The sequence below is a fragment of the Dyadobacter sp. CECT 9275 genome, from assembly GCF_907164905.1.
Taxonomy (GTDB): domain Bacteria; phylum Bacteroidota; class Bacteroidia; order Cytophagales; family Spirosomataceae; genus Dyadobacter; species Dyadobacter helix.
Map to the genome: position 1 here is coordinate 1,360,218 of NZ_CAJRAF010000001.1, position 21,428 is coordinate 1,381,645.

20 protein-coding genes are annotated in these 21,428 nt (G+C 44.3%); 7 read left to right on the plus strand and 13 right to left on the minus strand.

Annotated features, from left to right (window positions below):
* Nucleotides 1–69: 69 nt before the first annotated feature.
* The gene (locus KOE27_RS05580; RefSeq protein WP_215237838.1) at nt 70–1,095 is read right to left on the minus strand and encodes a LiaF transmembrane domain-containing protein; all 1,026 of its coding nucleotides are present in this window, start codon (nt 1,093–1,095) and stop codon (nt 70–72) included.
* A gap of 29 nt (nt 1,096–1,124) precedes the next feature.
* Between KOE27_RS05580 and KOE27_RS05585 the strand changes: the two genes are divergently transcribed.
* The gene (locus KOE27_RS05585; RefSeq protein WP_215237839.1) at nt 1,125–1,340 is read left to right on the plus strand and encodes a hypothetical protein; all 216 of its coding nucleotides are present in this window, start codon (nt 1,125–1,127) and stop codon (nt 1,338–1,340) included.
* Here the strand turns inward: KOE27_RS05585 and KOE27_RS05590 are convergent.
* The 8 genes from KOE27_RS05590 to KOE27_RS05625 all read right to left on the minus strand — a co-directional run bounded on the left by KOE27_RS05590 (nt 1,337) and on the right by KOE27_RS05625 (nt 10,398).
* On the minus strand, nt 1,337–1,948 hold the full coding sequence (locus tag KOE27_RS05590; RefSeq protein ID WP_215237840.1) for a PspC domain-containing protein: 612 nt from the start codon (nt 1,946–1,948) through the stop codon (nt 1,337–1,339). The two genes, KOE27_RS05585 and KOE27_RS05590, sit on opposite strands and share 4 nt — an antisense overlap.
* A gap of 143 nt (nt 1,949–2,091) precedes the next feature.
* Nucleotides 2,092–2,715: a beta/alpha barrel domain-containing protein gene (locus tag KOE27_RS05595; RefSeq protein WP_215237841.1), complete on the minus strand. Its 624-nt coding sequence runs from the start codon at nt 2,713–2,715 to the stop codon at nt 2,092–2,094.
* A 175-nt stretch (nt 2,716–2,890) separates the two neighbouring features.
* Complete coding sequence (locus tag KOE27_RS05600) at nt 2,891–4,039, minus strand: aldose epimerase family protein (protein ID WP_215237842.1); 1,149 nt, start codon at nt 4,037–4,039, stop codon at nt 2,891–2,893.
* Between the two features lie 57 nt (nt 4,040–4,096).
* Nucleotides 4,097–5,287: a galactokinase gene (galK, locus tag KOE27_RS05605; protein WP_215237843.1), complete on the minus strand. Its 1,191-nt coding sequence runs from the start codon at nt 5,285–5,287 to the stop codon at nt 4,097–4,099.
* An 80-nt stretch (nt 5,288–5,367) separates the two neighbouring features.
* Nucleotides 5,368–6,303, minus strand: coding sequence for a D-2-hydroxyacid dehydrogenase (locus tag KOE27_RS05610; protein WP_215237844.1), 936 nt, complete (start codon nt 6,301–6,303; stop codon nt 5,368–5,370).
* Nucleotides 6,304–6,500: 197 nt separating this feature from the next.
* Nucleotides 6,501–7,349 (minus strand): polysaccharide deacetylase family protein, encoded by an 849-nt coding sequence (locus KOE27_RS05615; RefSeq protein WP_215237845.1) that lies wholly within the window; start codon nt 7,347–7,349, stop codon nt 6,501–6,503.
* 147 nt (nt 7,350–7,496) lie between these two features.
* On the minus strand, nt 7,497–8,012 hold the full coding sequence (locus KOE27_RS05620; RefSeq protein ID WP_215237846.1) for a hypothetical protein: 516 nt from the start codon (nt 8,010–8,012) through the stop codon (nt 7,497–7,499).
* Between the two features lie 28 nt (nt 8,013–8,040).
* Nucleotides 8,041–10,398, minus strand: coding sequence for a glycoside hydrolase family 95 protein (locus KOE27_RS05625; RefSeq protein WP_215237847.1), 2,358 nt, complete (start codon nt 10,396–10,398; stop codon nt 8,041–8,043).
* A 342-nt stretch (nt 10,399–10,740) separates the two neighbouring features.
* Between KOE27_RS05625 and KOE27_RS05630 the strand changes: the two genes are divergently transcribed.
* Nucleotides 10,741–11,268: a hypothetical protein gene (locus tag KOE27_RS05630; RefSeq protein ID WP_215237848.1), complete on the plus strand. Its 528-nt coding sequence runs from the start codon at nt 10,741–10,743 to the stop codon at nt 11,266–11,268.
* A gap of 288 nt (nt 11,269–11,556) precedes the next feature.
* Here the strand turns inward: KOE27_RS05630 and fumC are convergent, their stop codons facing one another.
* On the minus strand, nt 11,557–12,957 hold the full coding sequence (gene fumC / locus KOE27_RS05635) for a class II fumarate hydratase (protein ID WP_215237849.1): 1,401 nt from the start codon (nt 12,955–12,957) through the stop codon (nt 11,557–11,559).
* Nucleotides 12,958–13,394: 437 nt separating this feature from the next.
* On the opposite strand from fumC, the gene KOE27_RS05640 reads away from it, so the two are divergent.
* The 5 genes from KOE27_RS05640 to KOE27_RS05660 all read left to right on the plus strand — a co-directional run bounded on the left by KOE27_RS05640 (nt 13,395) and on the right by KOE27_RS05660 (nt 18,050).
* A complete protein-coding gene (locus tag KOE27_RS05640) occupies nt 13,395–13,784 on the plus strand; it encodes an acyl-CoA thioesterase (protein ID WP_215238389.1) in 390 nt (129 codons plus the stop codon).
* A 600-nt stretch (nt 13,785–14,384) separates the two neighbouring features.
* Complete coding sequence (locus KOE27_RS05645; RefSeq protein ID WP_215238390.1) at nt 14,385–16,247, plus strand: carbamoyltransferase family protein; 1,863 nt, start codon at nt 14,385–14,387, stop codon at nt 16,245–16,247.
* A gap of 26 nt (nt 16,248–16,273) precedes the next feature.
* Complete coding sequence (locus KOE27_RS05650; protein ID WP_215237850.1) at nt 16,274–17,398, plus strand: SGNH/GDSL hydrolase family protein; 1,125 nt, start codon at nt 16,274–16,276, stop codon at nt 17,396–17,398.
* 64 nt (nt 17,399–17,462) lie between these two features.
* Complete coding sequence (locus KOE27_RS05655; protein WP_215237851.1) at nt 17,463–17,612, plus strand: DUF5989 family protein; 150 nt, start codon at nt 17,463–17,465, stop codon at nt 17,610–17,612.
* A gap of 75 nt (nt 17,613–17,687) precedes the next feature.
* The gene (locus KOE27_RS05660; RefSeq protein WP_215237852.1) at nt 17,688–18,050 is read left to right on the plus strand and encodes an SxtJ family membrane protein; all 363 of its coding nucleotides are present in this window, start codon (nt 17,688–17,690) and stop codon (nt 18,048–18,050) included.
* Nucleotides 18,051–18,088: 38 nt separating this feature from the next.
* On the opposite strand, the gene KOE27_RS05665 is transcribed toward KOE27_RS05660, so the two are convergent.
* The 3 genes from KOE27_RS05665 to KOE27_RS05675 all read right to left on the minus strand — a co-directional run bounded on the left by KOE27_RS05665 (nt 18,089) and on the right by KOE27_RS05675 (nt 21,264).
* Nucleotides 18,089–18,973 carry a Ppx/GppA phosphatase family protein gene (locus KOE27_RS05665; protein WP_215237853.1) on the minus strand — a complete coding sequence of 295 codons (885 nt, stop codon included), beginning with the start codon at nt 18,971–18,973 and terminating at the stop codon, nt 18,089–18,091.
* Nucleotides 18,974–19,067: 94 nt separating this feature from the next.
* The gene (locus KOE27_RS05670) at nt 19,068–20,660 is read right to left on the minus strand and encodes a hypothetical protein (protein WP_215237854.1); all 1,593 of its coding nucleotides are present in this window, start codon (nt 20,658–20,660) and stop codon (nt 19,068–19,070) included.
* Nucleotides 20,650–21,264 carry an RNA polymerase sigma factor gene (locus tag KOE27_RS05675; RefSeq protein ID WP_229252655.1) on the minus strand — a complete coding sequence of 205 codons (615 nt, stop codon included), beginning with the start codon at nt 21,262–21,264 and terminating at the stop codon, nt 20,650–20,652. The genes KOE27_RS05670 and KOE27_RS05675 overlap by 11 nt, the downstream gene beginning before the upstream one ends.
* Nucleotides 21,265–21,428 lie beyond the last annotated feature (164 nt).

Genomic DNA, 21,428 nt, shown 5'->3' on the forward strand with positions numbered 1-21,428 from the left:
GGTCTTTTGCCTGGTATCAGAATGTAATCTAAAACCGGGCGGTAATATTTATAGCTTTTCACATTTAATTTAACGCTCGTAACGTTTGATCCTGACTTTGGAAAGGCCGCCTTCAAATTTAACGTGCACCTTTTTAGCAGCACCATCATAACCCGGAGAGCGGTACAAACCATCGCTGACTTTTTCCAGGTCATCAAAAGACCTGATGTTCATAGCACCGTCCAGCCTTACCTCACAGCCCACGGACTCGGGTATCTCGAGAGTTACCGAAGCAACTCCTGCTTCTACAAAAACGTTGGTTTCTGCTTGTTTGTCACCAAGTTTGACATCCATTTCTGCAACCCCGGTACTGACTTTAAGGGATTCTACTTTATAATTGCTGAAATCAAAATCACCCTTTCCTGCTCCAATTCCCAGGTCAATATGCCAAACAGGCCTTTCGTTTAGTTGAATACTGGCTTCATTGGATATCTTTCCGTTTTTGATGGTTACATTTCCTTCTTCCATTTTCAGGTTCACTGTGGCAGAGCCTTCGAGCTTATTGACGGTACGGTTGGAAATAAAACCAACGGAACTCGAGCGGGTATTGGCTGCAAAAAGCTTATCGGTATTTCCTTCGAGTTTAAACGATCCGGCCCCTCCTTCGAGGTTCAGGTAGGCCTTTTGAATAAATTCCTCCATTTCGTACTGATAGTTCCCATTCAGCTGTTTTTTGCTGTCTTCCTGGCCGTTGTCGTCATTTTCATCCTCATTCTGATCTCCGTCATCATCATAGTCGTTATTATGTTCATCATTGTCATCATCATCGTTCCAGTTGAAATGCCAATCCCGGCCAGAATGATCAAATGCACGGTCGGTTTTATTGACAATTGCGCCAAAAACAGCGAGTGTGATCAAAAGGCCAACTGCACCGCCTGAGGCACCCCTTTCCTTGCCAGAAACCAGCAATATAAAACCAGCCAGGATAAGCAGTATGGGCCAGTATGGCAGGATACCATACCAGTCAATATCTATCAGGTCCAGATTACGGAGCAGCCACAGGATACCCAAAATAACCAGAAGGCCTCCCCAGAAAATTCCTTTTGAAGTTTTCATATCCATTATAAATTTGAACGGTTAGAAGAATGAGGATCCAAAAAGTTGCGGGCAAGCAACAATGCGCCGGTTGTAATGAGGATGATAGGCAGAAAAAAGCGGCCGAAATCAAAGTCTGTCAGTTCTTCAACCAGAAAGAGAGTGCCGGTAATGATGAGGATAATTCCCCAGAAAATGTTTCGGAAAGTCATGGCTGTGGTGTTAAAGTGAAAAATTTAGATATTAAAGAGTGCCGGTCTGACTAATTCACTTTAATGATATCATCATCATTGTCTCCGGGCCTTTTATTTTCAGGATCCTCCGGCCAAACCGTTGGGGAAGAATTTTCGGATGTAAAAGGGGTATAAGGTTGCGGGTCTGGTTCCACGGGCGGGGCTGGGTCCGCAGGCGGAGGAGTAGGATTATTGACACCATTATTATTTTCATGTTCTTTGTCGCGCTGGCGCAGAATAAGAAAGGCCCCGATGGCTATGAGCAAAACCGGCCAGAAATAATGCTTCATCTTATACCATATTGAAAAGTCATCCAGCAGCATAACGGCCCCAAAGAATATCAGCGCACCTCCCAGCACCATAATGGTCTGGTCGGATCTTTTCTTATCTGCCAAAGGATCAAAAGGTTTGGCAGTATCATTCGCCACGGGACTGATTTCAGCAGGTCCCGTAGGTAAAACGGCCCATAGGACAATGTATATCAAACCAGTCCATCCGAAGTTTGGCGGGATAGGAAGCAGCAACATGACGACAAGAATGACCCTGACGATGACAACATCTATCTGCATGTACTGTGCTATACCGGATGCGACTCCCCCGAAAACTGCCTGGTCGGGTATGCGGTGCAATTTCTTTTCCATAGTTGATTAACGTTTATTTGTAATCAAAGGTAGTAGGTTATGCAAGATACTGCAAGCCGGGAAATTATTAATGGTTTGAAAGCGGGTTGAAAGGTTATTTAAAAGGGCGGACCAGCAAACAGTGGCCCGTTTTCCTTCTGGAATCAGTTTTCTTCCAGTGCTTCCAGGATGTCCATCATACTTCCAAAGTCTTTAAAACCAGGACGTATTTCTTCACTTCCCTTCAGCGCAATACCAATTTTGGGGAAGAGCGTCGTGAGTGCAGTAACGGTAGATTCGTTTTCCAGGCCAAAGCCAACAAGTATCGGATATTCTTTGGAAAGATTACCTGAAGTTTGAATCCATTCGTCCGAAAGCGGGGAATCATCGTCACTTTCCAGGAGGAAATGGGCAACGTCATCAGCATACCTGCTCATCAGCAGTTCCATTTCGCCGGCATCATACTGGTCTGCACTCACCCGCAGGATGAGTGGTAAACCTAATTCACTTTTAAGATATCCCAGCAGATTTGATTCCGTTACCTGAATAGAGTGAACGGGGTACGGCGCCAGGGCCTGGATGATTTTCTCAGGGTCGGTCAGGGAGGTTTCTGCTACAAGGGTAACGCCAGCCAGCCAGGAGCAGATGTCTTCAAATTTTTTAGGAGAGATATAGGCAGCAGCATTTTCGTCAATTGAAAAACCAAGCATTTCCACACCCATTCCGGCGCAATACCGGGCATCGGACAAATTGGAAACGTTGCTGATTTTTACGGTATTAGTAAGCATTGCGGTGTTATGAAGTTGTATCTGACTGCAAAGATAATTTTTAACGAGAGAAATGCTTCATCTTATTTTAACGCTGGCGGCAACGTGGGGTAATAGCATTATGTAAAACAAAAAACGGGAACAGTGATAACCTTGTTATCTCCATTCCCGCTTTGATGAATCTTACGTCTATTGGTTATTTGGCAGAAAACTTATACATCGTAGCCGAGCTGTAAGTTTCGCCAGGTTTCAGTTCGGTGGTTGGGAACTGGGGCTGGTTTGGTGAGTCGGGATAATGTTCCGTTTCAAGACATAGGCCAAAACGTTTGGTATAAGTAGCATTTTTCCCTTTCAGGTTGCCATCCAAAAAATTTCCGGTGTAAAACTGTACCCCGGGCTCGGTTGTGTAAGCTTCCATAATTCTTCCGCTTTCGGGCTCGGTTACCGTGGCAAAATGCATTAGACCTTTATCTGTACCCCTGTTGATCACCCAGCAATGGTCATAACCTTTGCCGTTTTTAATTTGCTCATCCTCGGTTTTGTCGATCCCTGCACCTACGACAGTGGGTTTACGAAAGTCAAAAGGAGTTCCTTCCACCGCCCTTAGTTTGCCCGTCGGGATTAAGGTCGAATCCACGGCCACCATGCTGTCGGCCTTGATCATCATCTCATGATTGAGAATATCTCTTTTCAGACCCGACAGATTGAAATAAGAATGATTGGTAAGGTTGATAATGGTAGGTTTGTCCGTCGTAGCTGAATATTCGATCAGCAAAGCGTTGTCATTAGACAATGTATACGTGACCTTTACGGCGAGATTTCCGGGATACCCTTCTTCTCCGTCCTTGCTGGTATAAGTAAGCTCGAGGCCTACTGTGGAATCTTTTTTAATTTCAGTAGTTTTCCAGATCACTTTATCAAATCCTTTCAGCCCGCCGTGCAGGGCATTTGGTCCGTTATTGATGGGTAAGTTGTACTCCTGACCATTCAATTTGAATTTTCCTTTGGCGATGCGGTTTCCGAAACGTCCCACCAAAGCACCAAAAAAAGGATGACCATTCAGATAGGGAGGCAGAGAATCGAATCCAAGGACAACGTCGGCCCATTCCCCGTTTTTGTCCGGAGCGGTAAGTTTTGTAATGATTCCTCCGTAATTGGTGATATTCACGGTCATCCCGTTCGCATTCGTTAAGGTGTACAGGTCGGCGGTCTGACCGTCGGGAAGCTCGCCGAATACTTCTTTGGAAATCGTACTGATCATAGTTTGTTCTTTATTTTGGGTTTTGTTACAGCCTGTCAGCCATAAGCCAGCAAGTGCTGAAAAAAGTAAGATTGATTTTTTCATTGTTACGGATTTAAAGTACAGAAAGATCCACTTATTGCACCTGCTACTGATGCACTGCTATTGTATCATTATTTCTTCCGTACCATCTGTAATGACAACGCGATAGCAGGGAAGATCAATTTTGTATTTTTCCAGATACACTTTTTTCATTTCTGACTCAAATTCGTTTGCCGCATCTGCACGTACGAGATTTATGGTGCAGCCGCCAAATCCTCCGCCCATCATACGAGCTCCCAAAACATTTTCATTGCCAAAGGTTTGTTCAACCAAAAAATCAAGTTCGGGGCAGCTTACTTCGTATTCATGCTGAAGTCCATAGTGGGTTTCATACATTTTTTTACCAAAACTTTGCAGATCGCCTGCCGTCAGGAAATCACAGGCTAGCCGGACCCTTTCAATTTCTTCGGTTATAAATTTGCTGCGCCGGTATACTACGTCTCCTAGTTCCTCACGGTGTTCATGCACAAGCGAAATGGCAGCATCACGCAGACTATTGATTGTCTCGTCATATTTTTTCAGGATGGCTACACCCTGTTCACATTCCTGCCGACGGGTATTGTATTCTGAATTGGCCAGCGAATGCTTGACTTTGGTGTCACAAAGTACCAGAAGGTATTCCTTCATAGGGAAGGGAAAATACTCGTATTCCAGCGACCGGCAATCCAGCCGGATCACGGATTCTTTCTTCCCAAATGCAGAAGCAAACTGATCCATGATACCGCATTGTACGCCAACATACTGATTTTCGGCTTTCTGCGACATTTTTACGATTTCGAATCTGTCGAGATCCAGCCCGAAGATTTCGTTTAGTGCGAACAAAAGGCAGCACTCCAGTGCGGCAGAGGAGGATAAACCTGCACCAACTGGTACATCCCCTCCGAAAGCAGCCTGAAAACCATTTATCGAAAGTCCTTTTTTAAAGATCTGTTCAATGATACCGAGCTGGTAATGAGCCCATTCCTGTGATGGTTTTGATAAATCATTTACCAAAAAAGTATAGGTTTGGTCCAGATCTGCTGCATACAGTATGACCTGATCGTCCTCCCGCGGCGCTATCACAAAATATACTGCTTTGTCAACGCTGGCGGGAAGCACAAATCCGCTATTGTAGTCGGTATGTTCTCCAATCAGGTTTATTCTTCCCGGTGAGCGGAAAATTCTTGGGGAAGACTGGTTGGTCTCCGTTCCAAATTTCTTAAGGTATTCTGCCTGAATTCGTTTCGCTGTAACAGCTTCGTTTGAATGCATTTCTAAATGTATGGGACTAATAAAAATCTTTTTTCGGAGTGGTAGCCGTATCTTTTACACAAATTTTACCGGTTACAGGCTCAGTACCCTTTGGACAAGGTAATCTGATCAATGATTTCAGCACCGGATTCCAATGCAAAAATGTTATTGAGGAATAAATCTACTTTGCCCATATGTTCATTTTTGTGTCCCCCGCCGGTATGCTGCGTCAAAATCACATTTTCCATCTGCCATAACGGACTTTCGTAAGGAAGCGGCTCGGTTTCCGTTACGTCCAGCACGGCGCCATCCAGGTGGCCCGACCGCAGTGCTTCCGTTAAAGTGCTTTCATCTGTAGTACTTCCTCTTCCTACGCTGGCGTAAACACTGCTTTTTTTCATTGCGGCAAAAAACTCATCATCAGCAAAATGATACGCGGTTCCAGGTAACGTATTAATAACCAGATCAAAATTTGATAGCTCGCGCAGCAGTTCTTCTCTCGAATGTAAAGTGGCCATGGGAGAAGTCCGTGCCATAATATGGATATTACAGCCAAGCCCTTTGAGTATTTCATTAACCGCCTGACCAATGGTACCAGCACCAAGAATGACCACATTTTGTTTGTAAATAATTTTTAGGTTCTGCCGCAGGGGCGTACCAATCCACTCAGGTTTTTGTTTTAATAAAGTGAGTTTATCCAAGCCGCGGTAAAGTGCCAGCACACCGCCTATAATACTTTCAGCACAGGGCCTAGCAAACCAGTCTCCCATGTTGGCAACTTTGGTATCGTTGCTGAGTACCACCCCGGAATATTGGTCAAAACCGGCGGAGTCCAGCTGCCAGAAGACCAGATTATCGTGCGGTTTGTTAAACCAGGCAATGGGAGGATTTCCGAGAATGAGATTAGCTTTTTCAAAATTCTGCTGATTTTCGGTATCGCTTTCGGTACGAAAAAATATCTGATATTCTGAAGGGATCGCTTCGGATAAGCGCTGACGAAGCAGATCGTCAAATATGGAGTGACAGTATACGATCATTTTTGTAAAGTAATAGTGGTTTGATAATTCGTAAAAACGCATGCCTGTTCCATTTCACTGTAAAATAAAAGGACCGGAAGTTTCACGAAGTTAAAACGAATTATTCTCTGTGAGAGGTACTGACGGGATTTTCCCGATAATTATGGGCCTTAATTCCAAGCATATGTGCTGAGGCTGAGGATTTCTCCCGGTTTGGTTTAATCTTTCAGACGGCCCAGGTCCCGGTATCCGATGAGCTGGATACCCTTTTGTTTAATTATTTCTTTTATTTTTTCATTGGTAAACAAATCTGTCACGCCTTGCCGGTCCATGGCAACATCTTCATAGCCAATGTGATGAATGGCACGCAGTTCATCATTGTCCAGCCCCGGGTGATCCACAAATAGGTAGGTTTTACCTGTTTCAAGCTTATCCAGCATTTTGGTGAAGCTGTCCAGTTTTTCTTGCGGAGTTTTGTGTGGGCCTTCATAACCCACTCCCTGGTAGTTATCATTAACCGCAATTTTGTATTCTTTTGCCAGCCTGGCAGTTAGTTGCTGTACTTCCTGTGAGAGGTTTGTACATCCCATGTGAGAAGATAAATGACTGATGCGCGGGATATACCTTAAACCTGTTTCGATCTGGGCACGAAATTCCTTTTCTATATCTTCAATTTTCCATTGATTTTCTTTTATAGACCTGCCGGGGTAATTTTTATTGGCAAATACCATAGGGAAAAAGTATCCGTCCGCGTCTCTAAGGCTTGGGGCGTTTGTTAATGGCCGCCATTTTACATTATCCCACTCGCTGGTGAGGGCAAGGTGGATACCTACATCCACCCCAGGTGTTTCTTTCAGCATTTTAGCCGCTTCCGGAAACCAGGGGGAAGGTACTATCACCTCAATGGAAGTCATGAAGCCGTCCCGGTAGGATTTAATAAGTGCTTCGTTTCCCGAATGACTATACCCCATATCGTCCCCGCGAACGATCAGGCGAGCTCCGTTTTTCTGGGCGGTTCCGGTGAGGGAAAACAGGCTGAATAGCAAAATGGCGAGATATCGTTTCATGATTTGTAAAGTTTGGATATTTCTATCTTTAAAGTATCAATCATCGCTTAACTACGCATGGAGCACGTCGTGTCAATTTGAAGTTTTTTTACTTATCGTTTCACCACCTGGGTTCCTGGTAAGGGTGAAGGCTCAAAAGGCAGCCGGTTACAATTTTGCCAAAAACTTCCTCCCGCGTGAACGAAACGAGGGACTTTCATAATCCAGATTCTCCTCAATAATGAGCTTCAGTTCCTTTTTGATCTCAGGATAAAGGCTGGTCAGGTTAAAAAGGATTTTCATAGCAAATGCCTTGACTGCGACCGGGGTAGGTCTGGCAGAGATAAAATCAAAACATAAACTGACGATTTCTCCGTGATATTGTTCAGGGATTTCTATATCCTCCAGAATTCTGGTGCTGTTCCGGAGCACGGCCGGATGTACATCTTTTCTTTTTAGCTGAGATACCAGTTCACCGATATACGGACGGATTATTTCTGGGGTATGCAGGGCTGCAAACCGAACACACCAAGCAGCGCGCTGGGCAAGGCGGTAATCCGGAGACATAAAACAGTTCATCAGTTCCCGGAAGTTTTCATCGCATATCACCGCAAACTCAGCAATGCGCAAAGCTACCACCTTGGATTGAACCGGTTGTTTTAAGAGTTCCTCTCGAATGATCATCAGAAAATGAATCTTACCAAACGGATACTTATCTGAAACTCCCAGCCATGACCGTCTGTGGTTTGCCTTTTACCAGCGTTACTGTTACGGTTTTGGTTCCGTATCGGAGCGTTTGTTTTTGAGAATCAGGTGATACCAGCTTTACTGATACCAACTGGCCCGCTTCCCATTTCTCGTCGACTGTAATATTACCACGAGCTTTAAGGCCTTTTACCTCACCGGATTTCCAGGCTTGGGGCAGCGCAGGAAGTATTTCCAGTATCCCCGCCTGCGACTGCAGGAGCATTTCTGCTACTCCGGCCGTCGAGCCCATGTTGCCGTCGAGTTGGAATGGTGGGTGAGCGCACAACAGGTTGGGATATGACCCACCCCCGTTACTCATGTTGGTGCCTGTGTCTCCCACGGGGCGCAACACACTTCTGAATAGTTTGTAGGCTCTGTTGCCGTCCTGCAGGCGGGCCCAAAAGTTTACTTTCCAGGCAAGGGACCAGCCGGTCCCGTCATCGCCGCGTGCGTTCAGGCTTACCCTTGCCGCTTGTGCTTCTGCGGGAGTCTTTGTTAAAGAAATTTGTTTCCCGGGGTGGAGCCCAAACATATGAGATACGTGGCGGTGTTTGCTGGTAGAATCATCCACGTCTTCTTTCCATTCCTGCAGTTGCCCCCATCGGCCGATTTTTAAAGGAAGAATTTTGTCTTTTATCTTCTGAGCCTGGGCCGCAAATGCCTGGTCTGTATCCAGAACTTTTGCAGCTTCAATGGTATTGGTAAGGATATCCCAGGCTATTTCGTGATCCATGGTGGCACCTGTTGATATTCCTCCGTGTTCAGGAGAATAAGAAGGCGAAGATACCAGCTTGCCGTTTTCGTCCTCGGACAGATAGTCCATCCAGAACAAAGTAGCTTCTTTCATGACAGGGTACGCCGTGTTTCTGAGATACTCCTTGTCGTTAGTAAATGCGTAGTGCTCCCACATGTGCTGGCACAGCCAGGCAGCACCTCCCGGGAAAAATCCCCAGGGGAAATCCCAGCCCGGAGAGGTATACCCATAGGCGTTAAGCATGGTGTTGACGGTCCAGCCGCGTACATTGAAAAATTCTTTTGCTGTTAGTTTGCCTGGTTCGACAATGGATTTGGTAAAATCAAATAAGGGTAAATGGCACTCCGACAAGTTTGTTACCTCGGCCGGCCAGTATAACATCTGAATGTTGATATTGGTATGATAATCATTCGTCCATGGCGGATCAGTACTGTCGTTCCACTTACCCTGCAGGCTCATAGGCATGGTTCCCGGACGGGTGGACGAAATCATCAGGTACCTGCCGTATTGAAAGTATAACTCCTCGAAACCCGGATCGGACCTTCCTTCAAAATAAGCTTTTTGTCTTAGATTGGTAGGCAGCTGATTGTCGGCTGATGCCCCCACTTTCAATGAAACCCGGTTAAAAAGACTATGATAATCTTTTTGCTGTTCTGAGAATAAAGCAGCAAAGGTTTTTCCGGCAGTTAAGGCCAGTGCATTACGATTGAATTTCTTATAGTCGTTGCCTTTGTAATCAGGGAATTTTAAGAGATAATCGGTTGAGGCCGTATGGACGAGCATGACACTTTTGGCATCTGACACGGTCAGAACCCCATCCTTGTAGCTGGCTTTTCCATCCGTTACGACCCGGTACACCGTTTCAAATTCCTGGTGATTGTCTTTCAGGCTACCGCCAAAGGTATATTGCCCATTATTAAAGGACTCATATTCCTTTTTGTGCGGAGTACTGTATCGGACGGAATAGGTTTCCGGAGAGCTGGATGAAAACTGATATACCATTACCCTTGAAGGGTAATTCCCGAAGAAAATCCGCTCAAATTTTGACGTCCCTGCCTCATAACTTACCTTGCCGGTGGCGCCGGAGATATTCAGCTCCCTGCGGTAATTTTTAATTGTTCCTTTATGGGAAACAGTTACATAAATATCTCCCATGGTTTGCTGCGCCCCGAAATCACTTGAAGGTGTATTTTCTTTTTTCTCATGGATAGCACCGGTAAGTTCCTGATTGGCCAGCTGATGTGCCTCCTCCAGTTTTCCCTGTGCGAGTAGTTTTCTTACTTCCGGCAGATTTTTACAGGCATCTTTTCTCAATCCGAAATTATATTCCTTATTGGCGTTTTTACCACCGGCCCACAGTGTTCCTTCTGAAAACTGCAGCCGCTCTTCCGCCGGGTCTCCAAAAAACATAACACCCAGGTAGCCATTTCCAATCGGTAGAGCTTCAGTCATCCAGTTTTTTGCCGGAGTATCATACCAGAGCCTGAGCGGGGCGTTCTGAGAGAAAGCAGGAGTCAGAGATGCACAAAGACATACCAGCATAAAGGCTTTAAGGAAAGAATATCTCATGGGTAGGTGGTTTGGGTAATGGGAAGTGCAAAGTAACGCAAAAACGAATTATCCCTCATTGTAGGGATAAAGAATCCTTACATTTGGCAGAGTTTTCAGCCTATAAGGCTCTCCTGTTCCTGTAAATACCTGATTCGCCAGCGCCCTTTAGTTGGGGATGAAAATATGGCATTTTGATTGTTTGTTAAAATATTTCGATACCGGTCTGTTACTATTTCTCGCCTCAATTTCAATAACCTTAAAATGTTCAAACAAGCCAATCCGTTGCATAATTATCGGATTGTAAATAGCTTATACCCAAATGCATTTATTAATTCTTCAAGGTGCCCAAAATAGATAACTATGAAATCTTTGATACTATTATTCTCCCTGCTATTTACGATTAGCCAGGTGGTCTCAGCGCAAAAGCTTAAAGCAGGTCGATTGAAAAGTGATGCCCAAACCTTTGATGTTTCGAAAGTCAGAGATCACTTTGTTGTCGGTAACATTACCAACAAGGTTGTTGATAAGAACAGAAAACTTCCGGAACGCCTTGCTAAGGGTGGTTATGAACAATATTTGAGTTTCGGCTCGGAGGATATTTTCAAAATCAATTCTTTGGTATCTGCTGAATATTCGAAGGCAAGCAGAGATTTACCTACGGAAAACCCTCTTATTACCTATTATGTAAGCGAAAACGGTGAAATACTCGCTATGGAATTTTTGATATCCTCTTCTAGCAGCCTAACCATTGATGACCTTCGAATTATTGAATCTGCCATTAAAGGCAAATTCAAATTTAATACTGATCAAAAAATGTTGGCTGGGGCGGGCTACGTGGGTTGGACCTCACGATTGTCTTTGACTCAAATCTTGGATAATCCAAAATAGGTACTAAATTTCAATGAGACAGGAAGAAAGACTTGGCACACAATACTGGTTAGCTGTGCTCTGAATAATAAATCTGATTTAAGTTTCAAAACAGCCGGAACTTACAACCTCGTGACAATAGATTTTGGAGATACTCTACATTTTGCTTTACTAATTCATTTTAATGGTCTTTATTCTAGCGAAATACCCGCAAAAAGAATCCGGGACAAATATTAAAAGGCCTTCCCCGGAAAATTTTCCAGGGAAGGCCTTTTAATACTTGTCAGGAAGATTTTGAATGTCAGGCTGTCACCTGATTTCTCCTACCATATCTTCCGGTTTTACCCATTCGTCAAATTCTTCCGGCGTGAGATATCCCAGTCCAACGGCAGTTTCCTTTAATGTAGAACCGTTTTTGTGAGCAGTTTGTGCAATTTCGGCTGCTTTGTAGTAACCGATTTTGGTATTCAGAGCAGTCACGAGCATCAGCGAATTGTTCACATGTTTTTTGATATTGTCGTGCAGGGGTTCTATTCCAACAGCGCAGTTGTCGTTAAAGGAAACACATACGTCGCCTATCAGGCGTGCAGAATGCAGGAAGTTATAAGCCATCAAAGGTTTGAACACATTCAGTTCAAAATGTCCGTTGGAGCCACCGATTCCTATGGCCACGTCATTGCCCATTACTTGTGCCGCCACCATGGTCATGGCTTCGCATTGTGTGGGGTTCACTTTACCCGGCATGATCGAGCTTCCCGGTTCGTTGTCGGGAATGTGTATTTCCCCGATTCCCGAACGTGGGCCGGACGATAACATTCTGATGTCATTTCCAATTTTCATCAGGCTTACTGCTACTGTTTTCAGTGCGCCGTGGGCCTCCACAATGGCGTCATGCGCGGCAAGCGCTTCAAATTTATTTTCAGCGGTTATAAATGGAAGGCCGGTGAGCAGTGCAATATGTTTTGCTACATTTTCGGAATATCCCGGAGGCGTGTTAATACCGGTACCAACGGCCGTTCCACCCAAAGCAAGTTCCGAAAGGTGAGAAAGTGTATTGTGAATAGCCTTTAGGCCATGATCAAGCTGAGATGCATAACCCGAAAACTCCTGTCCGAGGGTCAAAGGAGTGGCATCCATGAAGTGTGTTCGTCCAATTTTTACTACATTTTTGAATGCTTCGGCCTTGGCCCGCAAAGTATCCCGTAATTTGGTAATGCCAGGGATGGTCACGTCGATCAGTATTTTATAGGCGGCTATGTGCATCGCCGTGGGGTAAGTATCATTGGATGACTGCGACTTGTTCACATCGTCATTCGGATGAAGGAATTTTGTTTTGTCGGCTAATTCTCCCCCTTGTATTACATGGCCGCGGTAGGCAATCACCTCATTGCAATTCATGTTGGACTGCGTGCCTGAGCCGGTTTGCCACACGACGAGCGGAAACTGGTCGGCCAGCTGGTCTGTCAGGATTTCATCACATACCTGGCCAATGAGATCGCTTTTTTCTTTTGGAAGTATTCCTGCCTCGTAATTGGTTATGGCGGCAGCCTTTTTTAGATAAGCAAATGCCTTGATGATCTCCTTCGGCATTTTATTGATATCCTGCGCAATCGGGAAATTCTGGATTGAGCGTTGCGTCTGAGCGCCCCAGTATACATGGGCAGGTACCTGCACTTCGCCCATGGTGTCTTTTTCTATACGGTATTCCATTTTTTAATTGTGAATTTTTAAAAGGTCAGAATTTGTGAAAGTCAGAGGTCAGAAGTGGTAGTATTGACTAAATTGGCAGATTGGCGTCTGTAAGCTACCGTCCATCGCCTGAGCTTCGGCGCGTAAAGTTAGGGTTGGACCGGGAGTTTTTGGTATTTTTTCTGATAAATGTTTGGAATAATAAAGTTAGAATTGTTCGACAAGGTAATGGGCAATCCGACGCGGAACAATCAAGGAACTGTTAATACTGCAAAGCATAAACTTTGAAGTGAAGGAAGGCCCGAAAACCCGGCCGCGACCTCAGATAACCTTGTTTGATAAGTATTCTGCTGCTACCTTGCCGTTCGAATCGGTAACCGTGGCGAAATAATTTAAGAATTTGCTTATTTTTTTGAATTTACCCGCGGTTGTTACCAGCCACGGGTAAACTTTTTATGATGGATAGTCTGGAGGAAAAAATCGAAAGGTCGGAAACAAGAGTTTTTAAAACTGTTTTTCCCAACAATACCAATCACTACGACACGCTCTTTGGGGGCACTGCCTTGTCCATGATGGATGAGGTTGCATTTATAGCTGCCACACGTTTTTCGCGCCTGCGTTGTGTAACGGTATCTTCTGATCGTATTGATTTTACGCACCCCATACCTGCCGGGAGTATTATTGAACTGGTAGGCAGAGTAGAGCATGTAGGAAATACAAGCATGAAAGTACGTGTTGATATTTATGTGGAGCAAATGTATCATGAAGGAAGGGAAAAGGCAGTTTCAGGGCTCTTTACCTTTGTTGCACTGGATGAACAGCACCAGCCTACACGTATTGCCAGGTAATCTGCGATGAAAGTCAGCAGCGTAGCGGGACTTGTGCTTTTCGGCTACCGTATACAAAGCTGGTGCGTATGGGCAGCGAAAGTAATATTTGGACGAGATAGGCATTGACTTATACTAAGATTCTTATCTGGACACAATCTTTTTTACAACCTCTGGATTTAGAATATGAGGTACTTTCCCTATTAATCAGTATTGAATCTTCAAAAGCAGAGGGCAATTGTCGGTTCTCCCGTTTCTTTCACTGTGTATGAACGTACGGAGAAATAGCAGTGTAATTTATTGACTATAAAGTTTTTGTAATTTACACTTTTACAAGATCCGGCCACCGCCGTTCAAAGTCGGCGTATTGGATTTATTCATAAAAGCGGCAGCTTACTGCTGGATTATCAGGAGTTGCCGTTTGATAACTTCTCTGATTTGTTTTTAGAATCGTGGGTAACTTGCAGAATTGTTAGGATATTTGCACATTCTCCCTTAGCAATTAAGGTAATAAAAAATATGATTAAAGTTAGTTTTAAATGTCACTGTCTGCATACTTATTTAACAGACTGCGACCAATAGTTTGGAGTTACTCATATTAACAATACTAAATTCCGCTTGATGAAGATTTTAGGTATTTCGGCCTTTTACCACGATTCCGCAGCTGCACTTATTGATAATGGAGAAATCGTTGCAGCCGCCCAGGAGGAGCGGTTTACACGGAAAAAACATGATCCCGGTTTTCCATCCCATGCAGTTGAGTTTTGTCTGGAATATGGAGGGTTAACGATTAATGATCTGGATGCAATCGTATTTTATGATAAGCCACTTTTAAAGTTTGAAAGGCTTCTTGAGACATACTATGCTTTTGCGCCTAAGGGTGTAAGGTCTTTTCTGACTGCGATGCCTGTTTGGATCAAAGAGAAAATGTTTCTTAAGCGGCTTATCAATGAAGAGCTTGAAAAACTCGGCTACGATAAGAAGAAAAAGGTTAAAATGCTTTTTCCTGAGCACCATCTGTCACATGCGGCAAGTGCTTACTATCCTTCTCCTTTCGAAAAATCGGCTATTCTGACCATCGACGGGGTAGGTGAATGGGCTACGGCTTCCATTTGTCTGGGTGAAGGAAAGGATATAAGTATCCTCAAGGAACTCAGGTTTCCGCATTCCTTGGGGTTGTTGTACTCTGCTTTTACTTACTTTTTAGGCTTCCGTGTCAATTCAGGTGAATACAAACTGATGGGATTGGCACCTTATGGAAATCCGTCCTCCCCCGATATAAAAAAATATGAAGACATTATCCTGAAAGAACTTGTTGATCTGAAGGAAGATGGTTCTGTCTGGCTCAATCAGGAATATTTTGACTATGCCACAGGCCTGAAAATGGTGAATGAGGAGAAATGGGAGGCCCTGTTCGGATTTAAAACAAGAAAACCCGAAGATTCCCTTGAAGCCATTCATTGTAATCTGGGGCTTGCCATTCAGAATATTACCGAGGAAGCGGTTTTAAGGATGGCCCGTGAAGCCAAAAAGATCACCGGCGCCGACTACCTGTGTATGGCAGGAGGGGTGGCGTTAAACTGTGTGTCAAACGGAAAGCTTCAGAAGGCTGGTATTTTTAAAGACATATTTATTCAGCCTGCTGCCGGAGATGCCGGAGGAGCCCTGGGAGCAGCGCAGGCAGCGTATCATATCTTCTTTGGGCAGGAGCGTAAGGTAACCTGGAAAGCAGATGCCATGCGCGGATCGTACCTCGGTCCCACCTTCTCCGATCTGGATGTTGAACTGACGGCAAAAAAATATAAAGCAGTGTACACTCACTACGATAATTTCGTCACGCTATCTGATGAGGCTGCGAAACTGTTAGCGGAGGGAAATGTAGTAGGATGGGTGCAAGGGCGCATGGAGTTCGGGCCAAGGGCGTTGGGAGGCAGGAGTATACTGGGAGATCCGAGAAATGCCGAAATGCAAAAGAAGCTTAATCTGAAAATCAAGTACCGCGAATCCTTCAGGCCGTTTGCGCCCTCTGTGATGGCGGAGCACTGTTCGGATTACTTCGATTATGATGGTATTTCGCCTTATATGTTACTTGTACATCCAGTTGCCGTCGAAAGACGTAAACCGGTTCCGGAAAATTATGATTCACTGGATTTAAGGGAAAAACTCTATTTCCAGCGATCGGATCTGCCTTCCATTACGCATATAGATTATTCCGCTCGTATTCAGACGGTACATCAGGATACAAACCCCAAGTACTGGGAGCTTATCAACGCCTTTAAAAAATTAACGGGTTATGCTGTAATCGTAAATACAAGTTTTAACGTACGTGGAGAACCGATTGTGAATACTCCCAATGACGCCTACCGTTGTTTCATGCGTACCGAAATGGATTATCTGGTTGTGGGTAACTATATTTTTGACAAGAAAAAACAACCGGAATGGATGGAAAAGGATAATTGGAAAGAAGAGTTTGTCCTCGATTAAAAAGAGAAATAATTAATATCCCCGTTATGGCTTCTAAAATAGTAACCAGTGTAGTTAGAATTGTTTTTCTGGTTATATTCTTCCTATTCTTATTTTATCCGGATAAACTTCATATCCGGTTTGACTATCCTGATTATCCGCGGAGTGACAACTGGTTCGTACGGCTTGCAAAACTTGCATTTTGGTTTTTGCTTATTATCGAAATTCTCAGGATTTTCTATTACGGTGTAGTCAAAGCCAAAGCGAAGGGGATATTGGCTAACCTTGTGACGATTACAATCCCGCTCATCGTTACACTGATCTTCCTGGAGATTATTTTTATGTATGTACCTCAAAGCCACGAAGGAGTGTTGTCGAAAGCATCCCAGATCTGGTGGGAGAAGTACTGGAAACCCGTCAATTCCCTTGGTTATCACGACAAGGAAGTAGAAGGAAATAAAACGGAAAAAACAACTATTCTGGTAATTGGTGATTCTTTTGCGGCAGGTCATGGCCTTGAAGATGTGAAGGACAGGTTTTCCAATATGCTGGAGGAAAAATTCGGACATGATAAAACGCAGGTATATAACCTGGGCGTTTCCGGTGCAGATACAAGGGATGAGGCAAAAAGGTTACAAGAGTTTCCGGTGAAACCTGACGTTATTGTGCTACAATACTTTCCCAATGACATTGAAAAAGTGGCACGGGAAAAAGGTGTGGAACTTTCAGGCGCGGAACCGTATGCGGATATTTCAGGTTTGTCGGCAAGCATTGTAAGGCGTTTTTATCTGCCTAATTTTATATACTGGCAATTGCCGCATACCGGTTTTAGTACTTTTGAGAAATTTGTTCAGACTGCCTATACCGATACAACCGTTCTGAATGCGCATCTGAGGGATATGTCACAGATGATTGCGTACCGCGATAGTACCAAAGCTAAAATGTATGCGGTTTTTGTCCCCTTCCTTTTTCAGCTTGATAAAAGTGCGGTTTATACCAAACCTGTTGAAGATTATCTGCGCAAAAATGGAGTTACTGTGGTAACCCTAACCGATGGTATTGCCAGAATCCCGGAAAAAGAAAGAGTAGTGGGCAAAAATGACGGGCATTCAAGTGCCCCCATTAATAAACTCATTGCCGACAGGCTGTATGACGTGATGAAGAACCGTTAGCAGAAGGATGTATATATAAATTAGGTATTAGTACTATTTTCAATAAAAATTAAATATTAAAACAATGGATTTTTTGACTGATTTACTGGCATTCATGAAGGAGCGTAAAAAATGGTGGCTCGCACCTGTCATTCTGGTTTTACTTCTCATTGGTATCCTGATCGTAATTGGTGGAGGTTCTGCAGTAGCTCCCTTCATTTATACATTGTTTTAATCCGGGAATTAACTTTAAAGATATTCAGGCCGGTTCTGAAAGTTGGAACCGGCATACCCTTTTATTCAATTGAAGATGACAGAAGCAGATAAGTCCAAGGCACAGCTTGTGATTGTAACAGGGCTGGTGGTGTTGTATTTTATTTTTAAATCGAATTATTTTCTTATAGCCGCAGCCGCGGTTGGGATTGTCAGTATTGCCATTCCGGTGGCGGGTGATCTTATCGTAAAGGGCTGGTATAAGCTGGCAGAAGTCCTGGGTGCTATCAATGGAAAGATTCTTTTATCCATTGTTTTCTTTGTGGTACTGTTTCCGGTAGCGCTCTTGGCGAAGTTTGGAAAGAAAAATCCACTGGCGCTTAAAAAGGAGGAAACGGATACGGTATTCCATACCAGAAACCATAGGTACACAGCCAAGGACCTTGAACAGGTTTGGTAGATAAGAAATTGTTTGGAAAGAATTACCCAAAGGCCTTTTCAGGCCTTTTTTTTGCGGCATGCCCTGTCGTAGAGTAACTGGAGCATCCCGTCTTTCAGGCCAACGTCAGGAACATGAATGACTTCGGCACCCGCCCATCGCATGGCCGAAGTATAAATATCTCCCGCTGGCACAATCACATCGGCGCGGTCCGGATTGAGCTGAAGTTTATTAATCCTGTCCTGAAGCGAAAACTGGGCTATATAGTCCCGCATGCGCTGGATCTCATCCAGGCTGGTAGAACTTTCGGTCAGTTTGGAGGACAAATCAAATAGTTTGTTGATATTTCCACCGGTACCTACCGCCTGGATCGGCTGGGTGTAATCTACATGATCATTGATCCATTCTTTGATTTTTATCCAGGAATTTTTAGATTCTTTCCCTTCCAGTAACCGCACGGAACCCAGCTTGAAAGATTTAGCAATGATCTTGCTTCGGTCCTTGTAAAGGTTAAGTTCGGTACTTCCGCCACCTACGTCTATATGGATGTACTGGCCTTCACCAAGCGACTTTACGACCACATTATTGACAAGATCCGCCTCGCGTTGTCCGTCTATGATCTGAATATGAATGCCGGTTCGCTGTTCGATATTATCTCTTACCAGATGACCGTTTTCAGATTCACGCATCGCAGACGTAGAGCAGGCCATGTAGTCGTCCACCTCATGCAGTTCCATCAGCAACTGGTAGGCCAGCATCAGTTTGATCATCCGATCCTCACTTACAGCTGATATTTTGCCCTGGGTGAAAACATCATGGCCCAGACGTAAAGGGAAACGAACATATTCAACTTTTTTAAAACGGACAATACCCTCGTCGTTCAGTACCGACGAAATCTGCATACGTGCACCGTTTGATCCAATATCTATTGCAGCGAATTTCAAAACTTTGATGTAAGGGAAAACAAAAACCAAAAATAGAGCTTTTCAGTAAGAAAAGCTCTATGGTGGTAACTTCAATCCTGCTGCGCAGGCAGTGTTACATTTTTTTTCCTATCTGGTAAAGCAGCTTGAACCGTACCCCTGGGCCTGTTTTAGCGCTGGAAGGAGATAGTGGCGTGAAATAAGTATAAAGATAACCTTCGGCCTGCAGCACAATCGGGTGCCATGATTTTTCTATGCCAAGCGCAAAATTAAGGGAGTTGATCAATGGCATATCCGACTTTTTCTCGAACGATTTATTGAAAAAAATGATCGGCCCCGGACTTGGCGGTATGCAGTCGAACGAATATTGCTCTTTCGCCCTGACCGTTACATTGGTTCCGGCACTTACGTAATAATCCAGGTCCTTGTTAACACTGTTCCGAAAAGCAACTGTGAGCGGAATTTGGACCAGAGTAGGCTTAACGTTGATGTTTCGGACGTCAACCGCGAAAGGTACCTGGTCAGGATGGCTTCTTTTGAAGTCTTTTTTGTTTTTCTCACGGAATATCTTTTCAGTAAAAAAATCCATGGGTTTTACTTTGAGCCAGCTCACACCGGTAGAAATTGAGAATTTTTTCCCAACCAGCACCTCTGCCACCACCGATTTAGCCTGGTTCTTTCCTTCAAACTGTATTCCACCGCCGAAGCGGTAAGGTGTTTTCAACGGAAGCTGCGGGATCACATTTTCAGCCTGGTTGGTCCGGTTTACTTTCTGCTCAGCTGTGGGAGCCGTGGTTGTTTTTGCTATGTTTTCACGGGAAGAAACAGCCGATGTTTGCCCTTGAATCGCTTTTCTTACCTGTTTGGGCGAAATACGATTCAGCAGGGCGTAGTTCATGCTGTACGCAGTTCTTTCAGCGCTATTCTGCTGCACCGGCTGCCGTAAGACAAGTTGAGAACTTGCCATACGGGGCCGTTGGTAGTCTACGGTCGGGTCGGGAATACCGGTGTCTTTTTGCTCCGTTTCGGTGAGCCTGCTGCCTGAGTCAGCATTTTCGTTGCGGACGGTTTCCCTGCCCGAGGAGGTTTCACGATTGGCCACTGCATGAGAATTTTCTTTTCGCCGAATACCTGTCTGAGAGGAAGCCACTTTGTCGGTGTTCCGGGATTCATCAGGTACTAAGTTGCCGTTTTGCAATGAAGGATTGGTTGCATTGTCTGTCAGATTTTGACTCGGGCTAACTTCTCTTTCCGCCGCTGACTCCTTCGCTGCGAACTCGTTGTGTACGTTATTTATTTTTTTATCTATTTCATTATCAGTGATTTCTTGCTGATCTTCTCCTTTGCCTGGTGCAACCAGATAAGGTTGTGGAACAAGTTCTTTCTGCACAATATATACGGTATCTGTTTTCACTGCACCCGCAGCGGCTGGTGTATTTTGAATTACTTCGATCCGGGATTTGAGGTTTTTTACATCGGCAACCAGCTCGTTATTTTTATCAAGCTGGTTGATGTACATCAGGGAAACCACCGTCGTTACGGCAGCGGCGGCTGCGTATCCCAGCCAACTGCTGTATTGTTGCCAAAAACCAGGAGGTGTGTGCACCTGCATGTACTGCTGCATTTTGTTCCAGTCATCCTCATGGAATTCCGGCGAAATGCTTTCTAGTTTTCGGCGTATAGTTTTTTCAAATTTATCAGTTTTCATTGCCTTTGAAAGTCTTTACACCCCAATCACTTGGGAAGAGATGTGGGTAATTTTGTTTGATCAAATGTTGTAACCGGGCTCTTGCTCTCACATAATGTGATCTTACCGTTGCTTCATTGATCTCTAGAATATCTGCTATTTCTCTATGGTTATAGCCATCCACAACATATAGCAGAAACACGTTTTTATAAACCGGCTTGATACCTTGTATCAACTGAAGAATCTCTTCCGCGGTAATCTGCCCAACGATATCGTCATCAAACCGAGGGTATGGAGCATCCTCAAGGGATACCATATCTTCACTGTGTTTCTTATGCTTCCGGTAATAACTAATGGCTGTGTTGACCATGATCGTCCGCAGCCAGGCTTTAAAGGGATGCGCAGAATCATATTTATCCAGATTGTTGAATACCTTCAGAAATCCTTCGTTCAGTACCTCTTCGGCTTCCTCGGTTGTTGAGGTATAACGCAGGCAGATACTTTTGGAATAACCAAAATACTGTTTGTATAATAGCCTTTGAGCCTGGTTGTTACCGGCCATGCAGGCGGACACGATCGATTTGAAATCGTTCTCATCAAATGATATTTTTCTTCCAAATAGCAAAGTTAGGGTATCAAGTTGTCAGGGATTCGGTTTCTTATCTACCTTTTACGCCATTTACAATGACTATGTTGCAGCTGTCCTGAAAATAAATTTATCAAAAAAAACGGACAAAACTGCAACACCGGAAAAGCAGGCGGCGTAATGGCTTTCAAAAGGTTTTTAAT